Here is a 13,168-nt window from a genome sequence, read left to right on the forward strand (position 1 = left end):
TTTAGAGTTGGCATTAAGTGGAAATAACCTTAGTATAAGATTTTTTCTTCTGTTTGATGGCTTTATTACCTTGACTTTTGTTGCTAAACCTGGAAATAATTAAGTGTCTAATTAACTTTGGATGGGTAATACTACATCCAAATAATTGGTTTGAGGTACTTATATGGATCACTTGGGTAAAAACTATATCCCTATAAAAAACCGGCTTTGTTGCATCATAGGCGTTGTCTATTGTAATTATTTGGTCAAGAGCAATGGCAGTGGGAGCATCTTGCTCCCATGAAGTGGCGTTGTTCATCTGAACTATATCTGTTGGGTTGAGCTTGCCAAACCCAACCTACAGAAGTAAAAATGTTATTAAGATTAGCAGATTTTCAAATTTTTCTAGTTTAAAGTAATTATTATCTATCATCTATATTATTTATCTGAAACAAATGCAAGTTCAAGAAAATAAGTTTTCCTGGTATGATGTCCCTGAAGATGTCAAAAGTTTATTGATGTTAGCTGTAGAAAATTGGGAGGATACAGAAACCTCAGAAAATTATATTAATCAAGCTTTGGCTAAGACTGATGGAAATCTAGATATTTTGATAGGTGCTTATCGTTATTTTTTCTATAAAAATAATATGAAAATGTCGCTTCAATTGGCACAAAAGGTAATTGCTGAAGTAAAAAAACGAGAAAATTTACCGTCAGATTGGCAGGAGGTAAAAAGTATATTAGCTAGTCGTAAAAATGAACAACAAATTAATTTATATATTACAGCTTATGCTGCTTCAGGATTGATTGTAGCCAAGATGGGAGATTTAGCAAAAGCTAAAGCAATAAGTGAGGAAGTTCAAGAAATTGATGAGAAAAATGATTTAGCAAAAATTTTGTTTGATATTATTACTAGACCTCCGGATGAAGATGAAGATTAAAGGGATGTGCCGATTAACATTAAAAGGGAATCCAATCTGTTTTATCTATCCATTCTTCAGCTTCAGAAGTTTGCCAAATCATCCAAACTTCTTCAGCTAATCTGCCTAAAGTTATCTCTGAACTTAACCAAAATAAACCCCAAATATGCCGATCATTTTCCCAATGAAGTTGTAAATGCCCAGCCATACTTTTACGATTATTTGTTACCGAAAAATTTTGGTTTAAAGCCTCCCCTTTTAAGGGGATAATAAATAAAAATTTTCATGATTAGTCAATCCTCTTCTTTTCAAGGAGGGGTAATAATTAATTATTAATTATTGAACAGTAGTCTTTGTGATGATTCTAGATCAACTAAAATATCTGGGTCTGGTGTGGCCAGGGGTGGGGTATTTGGATCGCCTACTCGCAAAATATCTATGGATGAGTTAATATTTAATACAGCTATTTTTAGCTGAGGCGACAAATTTTCATCCAGTAAAAAACGGATTTTCATCTATCTATTTAGTGGGTGTTTTTTTCTTTCTGCGCTTTAATTTGTCTAATCCTTTTTACCACAGGTGAAGGTTCAGAAGCTAACCATTCTTGATAACGCTGTTCTCGCCATGCAGATAACCGTGACATATAAGCATCTATTTCATCCCGATCGTGGAGATAATAAGTAATAGTAGCATAAATTTTTTCTAAACTTAAAGTAGGTAATTCAGTTTGAATTTTTTCTGGTGTATATCCTTTCCAATAATAAGCTATGACATCATCAATTACGATGTCCTTTAATTCTAATGTCATCAGGGTTTAAAAATTCAAAATAATCCTCTAATTTCATTGTTTTATCTCCTAATTATTAGAAATTACTAAAATTAAAACTTTTATGCTTCAATTTGAGAATTATATCATCTTTACCTAAAAGTTGTAAGGGGTTTTGTTTCCAAACCAGTACTAGCTTTAATATGATTACATTGAATTATGCCTACCTAACTTATACCAATTTACTATTTTGAACGATAAAATCTAACTTCTAACTTCTAAATTTTGACTTTTGACTTTTGACTTTTGACTTTAAACTTTCTTGCTATCCTATAAAGAAGTGACCTAAAATTAACTTCCTACCCTAACTATGACTGAAAAAACTCAGCGTATTTGTATTCTCGGTGGCGGTTTTGGTGGACTTTATACAGCCCTCCGCTTAATCCAGTTTCCCTGGGAATCATCAAAAAAACCTGAAATAATCTTGATAGACCAACGCGATCGCTTTCTCTTTGCCCCACTATTGTACGAACTTGTCACTGGAGAACTGCAAACCTGGGAAATTGCCCCACCATTTGAAGAATTATTAGCCAACACCGATATTCGCTTTTGTCAAGGCGTGGTTTCCGGAATTGACATTAACCAACAACAAGTAGAACTAGAAAATGGTCAAGCATTCAGTTACGATCGCCTAGTTTTAGCAATGGGAGGCGAAACACCTATAGAAATGGTGCCTGGTGCTGCCGAATATGCTATCCCATTCCGTATTATTGATGATGCTTACCGTCTTCAAGAAAAATTGCGAGTTTTAGAAGCATCCGATCGCGATAAAATTCGGATTGCTGTTATCGGTGGTGGTTATAGTGGGGTAGAACTAGCTTGTAAATTAGCAGACCGTTTACCAGAAAGGGGTAGAATTAGATTAGTCGAACGCAGCGAAATGATTTTGCGAACATCCCCAGACTTTAACCGGGAAGCTGCTTCTAAAGCATTGTCAGAACGAAATATTTGGCTCGATCTAGAAACCGAGGTAGAATCAATAGAAGCTACTCAAATTTCCTTAAAATATAAAGAGCAAATTGACACTATCCCTGTAGATATAGTTTTGTGGACAGTTGGTACAAAAGTTACTCCTGTAGTGCAGTCGTTACCATTAACAAAAAACCAGCGCCAACAAATTATTACCAGTGCAACTCTACAAGTACAAGACGATAGTAAAATATTTGCTCTCGGAGATTTAGCAGACTGCCAAGATGCAGAGGGGCAAAAAGTTCCCACCACAGCTCAAGTAGCAATACAACAATCAGATTATGTCGCCTGGAATATCTGGGCATCTTTGACAGGGCGACCTCTGTTGCCATTCCGTTATCAAGCATTGGGTGAAATGATGGCATTAGGTCTTGATAATGCGACTCTTACCAGTTTAGGAGTTAAGCTAGATGGTCAGATAGCACATTTGGCAAGGCGTTTAGTTTATCTGTATCGGTTGCCAACCTTGGAGCATCAGATTAAAGTTGGTTTCAATTGGATAGTTAATCCTATTCAAGAAATGCTCTCAAGTTTGTAAGGTTTATTGATGATCATTTCTTTTAGTAATCTGTAGGGGCAAATGGCCATTTGCCCTGACAATTTAGGGTAAGCCCTACTCTGCCAATTGTACTACCTCATACAGCAGATTTCGGACTAATGATGTACAAGTTTAAATGGTAAAATTCTTGTAGCACAGGCATCTTGCCTATTAGCTTTGTACCTCATAACAACGGAAAGTGCTGTAATTGCTAGTCTCTATGTCCTGATTCAAATTCAACTTTGCCATGGATATAACCCCTCTTTTGCAAATCGTTTAATTTTTGCTTGAATCGTCGGATCACCTAAAAGACTGGCAGATTTATTGGTAGCTAGGTTTTGAGTTTCTGCTTGAATAATCCATAACTTATTCATATAGTCTTTTAATTCCTTAACTCCAGATGAGGGTAAATACCTTAAACGCCCAACATATTGACTAATTAACTGATTAGTATTACTGCCATATTCATCAACTAAACCCCAGTTATAGGCTTCTGAGCCAGAGATTGGTTGAGTTGTTAGGGATAAGCGGTAAGCTTTTTGAAATCCCACTCTACGAATCAAAAATGGTAAGACGCAAGCGGGTAATAAACCAAATAATAGTTCTGATAAAACAAAGGAGACTGTTTCATCAGCAATAACTATATCGCTGGCAGCAACAAAACCCACTCCTCCTGCTTGTACTTTACCACGGAGAAGTGAAATAATCACTTTACTACTTTCAGACATTTGTTTGAGAATATTGTAATAGCCATCAGCACTAATTTTGGTATCTACCAGCTCGCCGTTAGCTATTGCTTGAAAATCCATCCCTGTACAAAAAACATCAGGTAGTCCTTCAAGAATTACCACTTTAACAGTTTCTTCAACTTCAACAGCTTGCAGGGCTGATAACAATTCTTGAGTTAGCTGATCGTTGATGCTATTGTTAGCTTCTGGACGATAGAGCTGAATTCTTTGTACAGAAGGTTGATGATTTATCTTTAGGGTTTTATAATACATAATTACTATGTATCTTTCTCTGTAGGTTAATACACAATTACTATAATAGCTTTCTCTATGGTTTGTCAACCACGATCATCAACCATAGTAAAACATCCCAATTCTTCGAGGGGTAATGAATTCCCCATTGTCAATGGTACTAACGAGGAATAAAAACAAGTTTGCCCCCATGATATTGCCTGCCTGTTGGCACTAGACTAATTCCGGTATTACCCCTTTCACCATACCACCAATGCTACCATATTTTATATCACGAGCAGCGCGAAGTGCTGTAATATAAAATTCGTGCATCCGTGCCAAAATCCGTGTCTTGCTCTTCCTTAACTATGACCAAAATTATTTTCCTTGATGCTGTCGGTACTTTGTTTGGTGTCCGTGGTAGCGTAGGTGAAATCTATCAAAAATTTGCCAGTCAATGGGGAGTCGATGTTTCTCCTGTTACTGTCAACCAAGCTTTTTTTAAGAGCTTTAAAGCAGCACCACCGATGGCATTTCCTGGAGCAGAATCTACAAAAATACCAGACTTGGAATTTGAGTGGTGGTGTCGGGTCGCTGCTGAAACTTATCAAAAAGTAGGAGTATTAGAGCAGTTTTCTGATTTTAGGAGCTTTTTTGAAGAACTCTATGATTATTTTGCTACTGCCTCCCCTTGGTTTGTTTATCCTGATGTAAAACCTGCCTTAACTAAGTGGCGTGAAAGTGGAATCAAGTTAGCAGTTTTGTCTAATTTTGATTCGCGACTTTATCCAGTTTTAACAGCGTTGAAGTTAGCAGACTTTTTTTCTGATGTGACAATTTCTACAGAAGTAGGAGCAGCCAAACCGGATAGCAAAATTTTTGCTGCTGCCTTACAAAAATGTAATTGTACTATTGAGGAAACTGTGCATATTGGAGATAGTTTGACTGCTGATTATGAGGGTGCAATTAATGTGGGCATAAAGGCATTTTTGCTAAATAGAAATACTTTTTCACAGCCAGATGTAAATCAGTTTGCTACACTGCTAGATTGTTTTAATTCTTACTTTATCTAAATCAAAATGAGGGGTAATACCCTCTATTAAAGTTAATTTTTAGCCAATTTTTATTATAGTTTAAGAAAATTCTATAACAAAAATTAAACTGTTATGAAAACGTTAAAAATATCAGTATAATAATATTGTGGATGGTAGAACCCTCCAAAAAGTAGATGTTGACAGTAAAAATCTGCTCAGTTCAGAGCAGATTTTTTTTTGTATAAATACGGTTAGTAAATATTGAAACGGGCTGGTTTGCCACTTACCAAATCTTTGACAATGAAGTTAGCCAACAGGAACTAAATCAACTTCATCTGTACCATCAGTTTCACCTTGCCCTGATGTAATTTGTTCCCCACTACTGCTAATTGCAACAGCTAAATTTGTGCCGTCCAAATTAACATTATAGTCAGTAGCATCAGCAGTATATCCCACACTAGCAACCATTTGCCGACCTTCCTCAGTATATTGGAAAGCCAACAATTGATTTTTTTCCTTCTCATTATCGTAAGCCCAAATTACCATATAGTCTTGCTCTTGATATTCAAATACTTTAGGTGGGCGAGTAGGAACATAACGACCTTCAGCGCCAAAACTAGCATCAAGGAAAGGCTGTACTGACTCAGCTTCCACAGTCGCAAAAGCAATATCATCTGCCTCTAGCTCTACTTCTGCGTCTTCAGTTGTTTCAGGATCGGGTTCTTCTTGATCGCGATTCTGGAAATAGTCTACAGCTTTTTTTACACCATAGCCTGTAGCCGCAACACCAGCAACACCAGCAACAATTTTAGCAAGATTACCAAACTTCATTTTTTTCTCCTAAATATATAATAATTCTGGATTAATTAGAATTTGAGAGATTTGCCACTAACTGTGAGATTTAAACTGTAGAAATTGGAAACATTGACATCCTCCCCAACTGTTAGTTAGGCACGGGGATTCCTACTGAGCCTTAGCTCTTCAGTGGGTTGACGTTTCATTGGGTGCTGCACCCACCCCTCTTACTCCCCTCCCGGGAGGGGATGGGAGTGGGTTACGCTTCCCTGCACCTGCGTTTAATGTCTCAGACTGCCCGCCCGCGACAACAATACTATAGCTTATGTCTTCCCACTTAATCAATCAAAAAGTCGCCCGCTTAAGGGCGAGGCGTAACTACCCAATTTTTTGGTGAAAATCTATGTTGGGTTATCCAACAATGACTCCAGGGTGCAACTTAACTATCTCCTCGCTTCTCAAACCACTAGAGAATAATTATAGATAATCATTTCCACCTTCGTGAATGTTTCTTATAGAAGGGGATTTCAACCCCTCCTCAACCATCCGGGGAAATATTTGCCGTGGATTTTAACCCAAGCTAAAAAAGCTGATAGCTAGTTAAAACCCGCGTGCCGTTATTCAACCAGGGGATAAATCACCCAGGCTAACTTCTTCCCGTCATTTTTTAGGTTTTTGATGAATGCAAAAGTATTAATGGTACTCCCGATCGCCAGCATATTAATAAGTTTCAACGTGCCAGCGATGGTCTTTCTTCAACTGCTTCTGATACTCAGTCCAATCAACATCAAACTGACCAGTAACAGCAGACATTCCTTCATCAATGCCACCTTCCATACCCTTGAGACCGCAGATGTAGGTGTGAGTATTTGGCTTTTGAATGTGTTGCCACAATTCATCAGCATTTTCTTGAATTCTGTGCTGAATATACATTTTGCCGCCATCTTTATTCTTTTGTTCCCGACTAATAGCATAAGTTACGCGGAAATTATCAGGGAACTGACGTTGCAGCTCTTCAAGCTCTTCTTTGTAGAGAATATTTGGAGTGTAGGCACAACCAAAGAATAGCCAAGCTAAACCTTTGAACTGATAATCAGGATTTTGTTCTCTTTCCTTAAACATCCGCCAGATGAAAGCGCGGAAAGGAGCAATTCCTGTACCTGTAGCGATCATAATAATAGTTGCATCTTCATCATCAGGTAGCAACATTTCTTTACCTACTGGCCCAGTAATAGCTACATCAGCGCCTTCTTCCATGCCACATAGGTAAGAGGAACATACACCATATATTCTCTCTCCTGTTTCTGGGTGATTATATTCTAGACGGCGTACACATAGAGAGACAGTTTGATCGTCAAGATTATCACCATGACGAGTTGAAGCAATGGAATAAAGCCTTAACTTGTGAGGTTTACCATTAGCATCTGTTCCTGGTGGAATAATACCAATACTTTGACCTTCGAGATATTTCAGCTCGCTACCAGAAAGGTCAAATACTAGGTGACGAACAGTACCTTCGCCACCCTCGCGAACTTTTTCTGTGCTTGAAAGACATTTACCGATGAAAGGATTTTTGGGACGATAGGTGTTTACAGGAACATCCTTCTTATCTGACTTAGGTTTTGCTTGAGTCATGGGTTTAGTTTTTTCTCCTGTGTTAGTTGTTTGACCATTAGTTTGAGAGTGCTCACTCAGAGTTTTGATACTGACAATTTTTCCTCCCATCCTTGTAATCCTTCGCATTTCTTGATTCATGCGAGCATAAGGTACTGTAATATAAACAGTCCCACTCTTACGGATAGGGCTATTTAACTTGTCAGTAGTTTCACTCTGACCTAGACCCTCTACTTCATATACAAAACTACGACTACCGTATTCTGTGTTTGTTTTTACACCGAATCCCATCTGAGTTTTCATTCTTTACTTCTCCATTTAGATAAAGTATATTGCCAAGAGATAATGAGGCTTTCTATTTAAGTGTTTTTTAAGATGCTATGGTTTAATGGCCAGTAATTTTTAACTCTATAGCGCTACGCGCAAATTAAAAGTTAAAAGTCAAAAGTCAAAAGTTATCCCTGACTGAGTTTGAGAATTTATAAGTGTCCTAACCATAATGCTTAGTGCTATATATTTGAGAGATTTAATGCTAAAAATTTTGTTTTCTTAATATCATCTTGTTGATTTCCTAATTCATTATCTGATTAGGAAACCTCCTGAAAGCATAACCACTGCAATGAGTAAAACCGATTATTCAGGTTTTTCACTCTGATGTAGTCGCTTGAGCTTCCATAAACAGAGATAACATATAATTCTGTATTGTTTTTTACACTAATTGCAATTTTAGTTATCATTATTGATTTCTCTTTTTATTTAGTAAATATAGACTTTTCACTCACAAGAAATTCACTTTTGTTCACATTTAAATGTTTTTTGAAGATGATTTTGACTATTGGCCAATACAGAAATATTTTTTTCGCCCTTTCATTTAGCTCTTAGGCATTAGTATTCTTGATGTTAATCAATTTTGACTATTGTATATATTAAAGTTCAGAGCGGTACTAATTTCTTATGGTTTCTTTAGCTAACTGTGAAGTAAAAGTCAGTGATATTATCTCAGCCGGAAGTCTAAAGTCAAAATTACGTATAGATTCTCTGGAAAATACAACTTCTCCGTTTGCGTAACATTCCCCAGGAAAAGAGGCTAACTGAAATTATCCCTTGATGGATCAAAGATTTGGGAATACCAATAGCATTGTTCCTACTTCAAGGGCGAACTCTTTACCTAACCTAGGGCAAACGCATCTTATTTTGAAGTTCTGACAGGGCAAGGATATCAGACTTCTAAGTATTTATGCTCATTATTCCTCTAAAGATTAACGGCAGAAGTTTCCAGAATTTAGATGTGTTTGCCCTGTTACCTAATCTATCTAATTGATTTTTTGATTAAATTTTGATCAAAAAAGACTTTATTTGGCCTTTATGGCGAATGGCGAAAAATATTTGCCTTGAGTCTGTTGTCTGAATTTCTACAGAAGATATTAGATGAAACTTTTATTTTCTTTGATCCTTGTAGGGAAGATCCCATTCTGATATGATATTTTACAAAAGTTAGTAATAAAGACTTAGAGTCAATAGCTTCAAGGTCTGTCCAAGACTCCAAAGATAGGAGGTTGTTTCAGCATTTTACCCTGTAGCAAAGCAACCCTCTCCAGTGAAGTCGTTTTATATAGACCAAATTTATTGGACTTATCTATTGATTTAGCTGACTTCCCTAGGAAGCCTTAACTCTCTCGTCATGGGGATGTGGTGGAAAAAGTTGCTGAAATTGATTTTCAAAATAGATATAGTCTGGGTTGAGGGTGACAAGACTTAAAACGACTCCAGAAATACTAAGGAATTTGTCCTGGACTTACTAAGAAGCCTAGACTAACCCACAAAGAAACCATGGGATATGTCACTAAACTTTGTTTTGTGTTAGAGGGAACCTATTGTGAAAAAACCAGATAAAGTAATCTTAATTGGAGTTGCCGGAGATTCTGGATGCGGAAAATCTACTTTTTTGCGCCGAATTACAGATGTATTTGGAGAAGATTTCGTTACAGTTATCTGCCTGGACGACTATCATAGTCTAGACCGTAAGCAACGTAAGGAAACAGGAATTACTGCTCTCGATCCAAGGGCCAATAATTTTGACCTCATGTACGAGCAAATTAAAGCCCTCAAGAGTGGTGAGTCTATTGATAAGCCAATTTATAACCACGAAACTGGCGAAATTGACCCACCAGAAAAAATTCACCCCAATCATATTGTGGTGATTGAGGGTCTTCATCCTCTCTATGATGAGCGTGTAAGAGAGCTTTTAGATTTTAGTGTTTATCTAGATATTAGTGATGAAGTTAAAATTGCTTGGAAAATCAAGCGCGATATGGCAGAAAGAGGCCACCGTTACGAAGATGTACTAGCCTCTATCAATGCTCGTCGTCCTGACTTTGATGCCTATATTGACCCACAAAAAGCTCATGCAGATGTGGTAATTCAAATTTTGCCCACTAAACTAATTCCTGATGACAAGGAACATAAAGTCTTGCGGGTGCGTTTGATCCAACGTGAAGGTGTAAAAGATTTTGAGCCAGTTTATCTATTTGATGAAGGATCTACTATTAACTGGATTCCTTGTGGACGGAAACTCACCTGTTCTTATCCTGGTATTAAGATGTTCTATGGCCCAGATGGGTACTTCGGCCATGAAGTTTCTATCTTGGAAGTAGATGGTAACTTTGATAATCTGGAAGAAATGATCTACGTTGAAGGACACCTTAGCAATACTTCCACTAAATACTATGGTGAGATGACCCATATGATGATGAACCATCAAGACTATCCAGGTTCTAATAATGGTAGTGGACTATTTCAAGTTTTAGTTGGTCTAAAAATGCGTGCAACTTATGAGCGTTTGACTGATAAAGCTGTTGATGCAAAGGTAGCAGCAGCAGTTTCTTAAATATTAAGCGGCAAATTTTCTATTGACCTAAAAGCAAGGTTGAGATTAATGCCTCTGTCTATGCCTAAGTGCAGGCAATGCCAACAGAACAGGGATGAAAATGAGCGGGCTGTTTTGCGTTCCGCAAAGCTCCGCTTTTCATGTCGCGAAGGGAAACAGAAAAACGCGAGTGGTTAATTTTACCCCGCGTTTTTTTGATGGAGAATTCGGGGTTTGGGAAATATAGCTGCACTAAGAAGTTAGAAGTTAGATATCTAACTTGCACGTAGCGCTATAGTTAGTGGCCTTCAAGATCCAGAACATACTAATGGCCTCTTCTCTGCCCTCGGAAATGAAATAAAAAGGTTTTTTTGCCAATAGTCTTTAATGATTTGTCATTAGCGAAGCTTTTCGGAGTCTTTTGGCCTGAAATACCAGTAATTCCTATCAAAATATTACAAACTATTAAGGAAATAATGAGAAAGTGAACAAAATGCCTCAAAATACTTCCTAGAGGTAGTGATGTCAGAGGGTATTATTCCTTCTTAGTAACTAACTCATTTTTAGAGTTTGGCAGGAAGTTCCATTTTCTCCTGTAAAGGAATCTTGGGATGAAAGCCATAACGTTTTGGAAAAACACAGGGGGAGGACATCACCTCTGTATAAATAGCGATTCAAATATATTGAGTCGAAGAATTCCACGTTGTTTCCCTATGGGCAATGTTGGGAGTATGTCAAGCAACCTTTTACCTTAACTGTGTTGGAATAAAGCATGAGTATTGTCACTAAATCAATTGTTAATGCAGATGCTGAGGCTCGTTATCTGAGTCCCGGTGAATTAGAGCGAATCAAAACTTTTGTAAGCACTGGAGAAAAGCGTGTTCGGATTGCTCAAATTATGAGTGAATCTCGCGAGCGGATCATTAAAGAAGCTGGTGCTCAACTTTTCCAAAAGCGCCCTGATGTTGTTTCTCCCGGTGGTAATGCTTACGGTGAAGAGATGACTGCGACTTGCTTGCGCGATCTGGATTATTATTTACGTTTGATTTCTTACGGTATTGTTGCTGGTGATGTTACTCCTATTGAGGAGATCGGACTTGTAGGGGTTCAAGAAATGTATAAGTCTTTGGGCACTTCTATTGAAGCTGTTGCTGAAGGTGTTCGTTGCATGAAGAATGTCGCTGCTGGCCTTTTAAGTGGCGACGATGCTGCCGAAGCTGCTACTTACTTTGACTATGTTATCGGTGCTATGGGTTAAGGCTAAATATATTTTTAGACGTTAGATAAAATTTGATCGGACGGGAAAATTTCTATATTTGAGAGCTTACTCAAGTATCAAGTTTATCCAGGCGATTAATCTAAAGTTCTACTAGCCTTTACTTATCCAATAATTTTTGAAGATTCAGCAATTTTAAGGAAATCAATCAACAATGCAAGACGCAATTACCGCCGTTATCAATTCTTCTGACGTTCAAGGTAAATACCTTGATACTGGTGCTCTAGATAAGCTCAAGGGTTACTTTGCTACAGGTGAACTACGAGTTCGAGCTGCAACAGCTATCAGCGCTAATGCTGCAACTATTGTTAAAGAAGCTGTAGCTAAGGCCCTACTTTACTCTGATATTACTCGTCCTGGTGGTAATATGTACACCACTCGTCGTTATGCTGCTTGCATCCGCGACTTAGATTATTATCTCCGTTACGCTACTTACGCAATGCTCGCAGGCGATCCTTCCATTTTAGATGAGCGCGTATTAAATGGTCTGAAAGAAACTTACAATTCTTTGGGTGTACCCATCGGTGCTACTGTACAAGCTATCCAAGCGATGAAGGAAGTTACTGCTGGTTTAGTAGGTCCTGATGCTGGTAAGGAAATGGGTGTTTACTTCGACTACATCTGCTCTGGCTTGAGCTAATTTGGCAATCGGTAAAAAGACAAAAAAGAGTATATTTTCTCTTTTGTTTTGACTGATGTTGTATTTCGAGGCTAGGGAAACCTAGAGTGAGTGTTAGATTACCAAAGGCTTATTGAATTAATTTAATTTATAAGTTTTAGTGAACTAGTATTGATTCTATGGCTCCCTGCCTTGGGAATTTTTAGGTTTGAGATTTGAAGCTGAAGCGATCGCATAATTAAATAATTTTAGATTTAAAATAATTTAGATTTAAGTAGTAGGATAGTTATCAATACAGGGGGAGGACATCACCTCTGTTAAAATTGCAGTCAGGGTTTCCCAGGCTGAAGAATCTCACGTTGTCGCCTAGCGCAATATCGGGAGTATGTCAAGAAAATCCTCATTAATATTTAGGAGAAACTTGTAACATGAGACAGTTTAAGATTACAGCTTGTGTTCCTAGTCTAAGTCGGACTCGTACTCAACGAGAATTACAAAATACCTACTTTACTAAGCTTGTTCCTTATGATAGCTGGTTCCGGGAACAGCAAAGAATCATGAAAATGGGTGGTAAAATTGTCAAGGTACAGTTGGCTACTGGTAAACAAGGGGTAAATACTGGGTTACTTTAAATTACGATTTTAAGAAATAGTAACTAGAGAGAGGTCAAAAGACCTCTTTTTTGTTTGTATTTTAGGCGTTGCTGAATAAATGTATGATATCATGTCCGGTAGCATCGTTTGTGTATAATAGAATGAGGAGAAAAATAATTC

At 37.6% G+C, this 13,168-nt stretch carries 14 protein-coding genes; 7 read left to right on the forward strand and 7 right to left on the reverse strand.

Going from position 1 to position 13,168, the window contains the following annotated elements:
- Positions 1 to 13 precede the first annotated feature (13 nt).
- Positions 14 to 298: a hypothetical protein gene (locus ACP6PM_RS16675; protein WP_426586514.1), complete on the reverse strand. Its 285-nt coding sequence runs from the start codon at positions 296 to 298 to the stop codon at positions 14 to 16.
- Positions 299 to 434: 136 nt separating this feature from the next.
- Between ACP6PM_RS16675 and ACP6PM_RS16680 the strand changes: the two genes are divergently transcribed.
- Positions 435 to 920 (forward strand): hypothetical protein, encoded by a 486-nt coding sequence (locus ACP6PM_RS16680; protein WP_426586516.1) that lies wholly within the window; start codon positions 435 to 437, stop codon positions 918 to 920.
- 19 nt (positions 921 to 939) lie between these two features.
- Here the strand turns inward: ACP6PM_RS16680 and ACP6PM_RS16685 are convergent, their stop codons facing one another.
- The 3 genes from ACP6PM_RS16685 to ACP6PM_RS16695 all read right to left on the reverse strand — a co-directional run bounded on the left by ACP6PM_RS16685 (position 940) and on the right by ACP6PM_RS16695 (position 1,707).
- Positions 940 to 1,107, reverse strand: a complete 168-nt coding sequence (locus ACP6PM_RS16685; RefSeq protein ID WP_426586518.1) for a hypothetical protein — start codon at positions 1,105 to 1,107, stop codon at positions 940 to 942.
- A gap of 124 nt (positions 1,108 to 1,231) precedes the next feature.
- A complete protein-coding gene (locus tag ACP6PM_RS16690; protein ID WP_426586520.1) occupies positions 1,232 to 1,414 on the reverse strand; it encodes a hypothetical protein in 183 nt (60 codons plus the stop codon).
- A gap of 8 nt (positions 1,415 to 1,422) precedes the next feature.
- The gene (locus tag ACP6PM_RS16695) at positions 1,423 to 1,707 is read right to left on the reverse strand and encodes a DUF433 domain-containing protein (RefSeq protein ID WP_426586522.1); all 285 of its coding nucleotides are present in this window, start codon (positions 1,705 to 1,707) and stop codon (positions 1,423 to 1,425) included.
- 328 nt (positions 1,708 to 2,035) lie between these two features.
- Between ACP6PM_RS16695 and ACP6PM_RS16700 the strand changes: the two genes are divergently transcribed.
- Positions 2,036 to 3,232 carry an NAD(P)/FAD-dependent oxidoreductase gene (locus ACP6PM_RS16700; protein WP_426586524.1) on the forward strand — a complete coding sequence of 399 codons (1,197 nt, stop codon included), beginning with the start codon at positions 2,036 to 2,038 and terminating at the stop codon, positions 3,230 to 3,232.
- A gap of 236 nt (positions 3,233 to 3,468) precedes the next feature.
- Here ACP6PM_RS16700 and ACP6PM_RS16705 read toward each other — a convergent pair whose 3' ends face one another.
- Positions 3,469 to 4,233, reverse strand: coding sequence for an enoyl-CoA hydratase/isomerase (locus tag ACP6PM_RS16705; protein ID WP_426586526.1), 765 nt, complete (start codon positions 4,231 to 4,233; stop codon positions 3,469 to 3,471).
- A gap of 326 nt (positions 4,234 to 4,559) precedes the next feature.
- On the opposite strand from ACP6PM_RS16705, the gene ACP6PM_RS16710 reads away from it, so the two are divergent.
- The gene (locus ACP6PM_RS16710) at positions 4,560 to 5,264 is read left to right on the forward strand and encodes an HAD-IA family hydrolase (protein ID WP_426586528.1); all 705 of its coding nucleotides are present in this window, start codon (positions 4,560 to 4,562) and stop codon (positions 5,262 to 5,264) included.
- Between the two features lie 267 nt (positions 5,265 to 5,531).
- Here the strand turns inward: ACP6PM_RS16710 and ACP6PM_RS16715 are convergent, their stop codons facing one another.
- Entirely contained in the window at positions 5,532 to 6,056 is a 525-nt protein-coding gene (locus ACP6PM_RS16715) for a hypothetical protein (RefSeq protein WP_426586530.1), read from the reverse strand.
- A gap of 684 nt (positions 6,057 to 6,740) precedes the next feature.
- Positions 6,741 to 7,937: a ferredoxin--NADP reductase gene (petH, locus tag ACP6PM_RS16720; protein WP_426586532.1), complete on the reverse strand. Its 1,197-nt coding sequence runs from the start codon at positions 7,935 to 7,937 to the stop codon at positions 6,741 to 6,743.
- A 1,570-nt stretch (positions 7,938 to 9,507) separates the two neighbouring features.
- Here petH and ACP6PM_RS16725 point away from each other — a divergent pair.
- From ACP6PM_RS16725 to ACP6PM_RS16740, 4 genes are all read left to right on the forward strand, one after another.
- Positions 9,508 to 10,521 (forward strand): phosphoribulokinase, encoded by a 1,014-nt coding sequence (locus ACP6PM_RS16725; protein ID WP_426586542.1) that lies wholly within the window; start codon positions 9,508 to 9,510, stop codon positions 10,519 to 10,521.
- A 751-nt stretch (positions 10,522 to 11,272) separates the two neighbouring features.
- Positions 11,273 to 11,758: a globin family protein gene (locus tag ACP6PM_RS16730; protein WP_426586534.1), complete on the forward strand. Its 486-nt coding sequence runs from the start codon at positions 11,273 to 11,275 to the stop codon at positions 11,756 to 11,758.
- Between the two features lie 172 nt (positions 11,759 to 11,930).
- Positions 11,931 to 12,416 carry an allophycocyanin subunit beta gene (gene apcB, locus ACP6PM_RS16735; RefSeq protein ID WP_293094667.1) on the forward strand — a complete coding sequence of 162 codons (486 nt, stop codon included), beginning with the start codon at positions 11,931 to 11,933 and terminating at the stop codon, positions 12,414 to 12,416.
- 407 nt (positions 12,417 to 12,823) lie between these two features.
- Positions 12,824 to 13,027 carry a phycobilisome linker polypeptide gene (locus ACP6PM_RS16740; RefSeq protein WP_426586536.1) on the forward strand — a complete coding sequence of 68 codons (204 nt, stop codon included), beginning with the start codon at positions 12,824 to 12,826 and terminating at the stop codon, positions 13,025 to 13,027.
- Positions 13,028 to 13,168: the final 141 nt, after the last annotated feature.

The sequence above is a fragment of the Dapis brunnea BLCC-M229 genome, assembly GCF_050015995.1.
Classification (GTDB): Bacteria; Cyanobacteriota; Cyanobacteriia; order Cyanobacteriales; family Microcoleaceae; genus Trichodesmium.

Coding starts and splice junctions, on each gene's coding strand:
- ACP6PM_RS16690 (WP_426586520.1), bottom strand. CDS start 1,414: ATGAAAATCCGTTTTTTACTGGATGAAAATTTGTCGCCTCAGCTAAAA.
- petH (WP_426586532.1), bottom strand. CDS start 7,937: ATGAAAACTCAGATGGGATTCGGTGTAAAAACAAACACAGAATACGGT.
- ACP6PM_RS16685 (WP_426586518.1), bottom strand. CDS start 1,107: ATGGCTGGGCATTTACAACTTCATTGGGAAAATGATCGGCATATTTGG.
- ACP6PM_RS16700 (WP_426586524.1), top strand. CDS start 2,036: ATGACTGAAAAAACTCAGCGTATTTGTATTCTCGGTGGCGGTTTTGGT.
- apcB (WP_293094667.1), top strand. CDS start 11,931: ATGCAAGACGCAATTACCGCCGTTATCAATTCTTCTGACGTTCAAGGT.
- ACP6PM_RS16705 (WP_426586526.1), bottom strand. CDS start 4,233: ATGTATTATAAAACCCTAAAGATAAATCATCAACCTTCTGTACAAAGA.
- ACP6PM_RS16695 (WP_426586522.1), bottom strand. CDS start 1,707: ATGACATTAGAATTAAAGGACATCGTAATTGATGATGTCATAGCTTAT.
- ACP6PM_RS16715 (WP_426586530.1), bottom strand. CDS start 6,056: ATGAAGTTTGGTAATCTTGCTAAAATTGTTGCTGGTGTTGCTGGTGTT.
- ACP6PM_RS16680 (WP_426586516.1), top strand. CDS start 435: ATGCAAGTTCAAGAAAATAAGTTTTCCTGGTATGATGTCCCTGAAGAT.
- ACP6PM_RS16675 (WP_426586514.1), bottom strand. CDS start 298: ATGAACAACGCCACTTCATGGGAGCAAGATGCTCCCACTGCCATTGCT.
- ACP6PM_RS16740 (WP_426586536.1), top strand. CDS start 12,824: ATGAGACAGTTTAAGATTACAGCTTGTGTTCCTAGTCTAAGTCGGACT.
- ACP6PM_RS16730 (WP_426586534.1), top strand. CDS start 11,273: ATGAGTATTGTCACTAAATCAATTGTTAATGCAGATGCTGAGGCTCGT.
- ACP6PM_RS16710 (WP_426586528.1), top strand. CDS start 4,560: ATGACCAAAATTATTTTCCTTGATGCTGTCGGTACTTTGTTTGGTGTC.